At 64.4% G+C, this 863-nt stretch carries 1 protein-coding gene; it reads right to left on the bottom strand.

Annotated elements, in window-relative coordinates; genetic code table 11:
* Positions 1–125 precede the first annotated feature (125 nt).
* The gene (locus IVA82_RS32950) at positions 126–656 is read right to left on the bottom strand and encodes a GNAT family N-acetyltransferase (RefSeq protein WP_247388790.1); all 531 of its coding nucleotides are present in this window, start codon (positions 654–656) and stop codon (positions 126–128) included.
* Positions 657–863 lie beyond the last annotated feature (207 nt).

Raw genomic sequence — 863 nt, 5'->3', positions numbered from 1 at the left:
GCACGCTACAAACCCTCACGCCGCATCTCCGAGCTAAAATTCACCCGGTCTTCCAATAAAGCCCGGTACAAAGGGCAAACCGAATTCTTGCCCAGCCTCTGCGCTCCATCCGGGCTACGAAAGCCCTACATCCCCGGTACCGTGCTCGCGCCTTCCCCAAGATCGCGCTGCATCATCACTGTATCGAGCCAGCGGCCGAACTTCAGCCCGACGCTGGGATGGGTGCCGATCATCTTGAAGCCGCCCTTGGTGTGAACGCCGATCGAGCCGGCATTGGCGGAATCGCCGATGACCGCGATCATCTGACGGAACCCGCGCGCCTCGCACTCGATGGTCAGCCGCTCCAGCAACAACAGCCCGATGCCGCGCCGGTGGAAGGACGGATCGAGATAGATCGAGTTCTCGACCGTGAAACGATAGGCCGGCCGGGGCCGGTAGGCGCCGGCATAGGCATAGCCGGCGACGCGCCCGTCGAGCATGGCGACGAAATAGGGATAGCCGCCGTCGATCAGCGCGCGATAGCGGCGCGTCATCTCGGCGAGGTCGGGCGGCTCCAGCTCGAAGGTCGCGGTGCCGTGGCGGACCGCATGCTCGTAGATGGCGGTGATGGCGGGAAGGTCGGCCTCGGTCGTGGGCCTGATTTCAGGTGCGGACATGGAGCGAGATTAGAGCGTTCCCGCCGCGCCCGGAAGAGGCGAACGGCGTCTCCACATCGTCGTTGCGAGCACAGCGAAGCAACCCAGAAATGCATCTGCGGAGGGACTCTGGATTGCTTGTGCGCCAGGCAAGCTGGCGCGGTCCAACCGGTGGAAGTCCGGTCCGGGTAAGCCGTAGCGGGCGCCCGGTAGTGAGTGTTGCGGTGT

This window comes from Bradyrhizobium sp. 142 (assembly GCF_023074015.1).
Lineage (GTDB): Bacteria > Pseudomonadota > Alphaproteobacteria > Rhizobiales > Xanthobacteraceae > Bradyrhizobium.
Note: the sequence above shows the minus strand (reverse complement) of the source record. Positions and strands in the feature narration are given on the sequence as shown.

Coding starts and splice junctions, on each gene's coding strand:
- IVA82_RS32950 (WP_247388790.1), bottom strand. CDS start 656: ATGTCCGCACCTGAAATCAGGCCCACGACCGAGGCCGACCTTCCCGCC.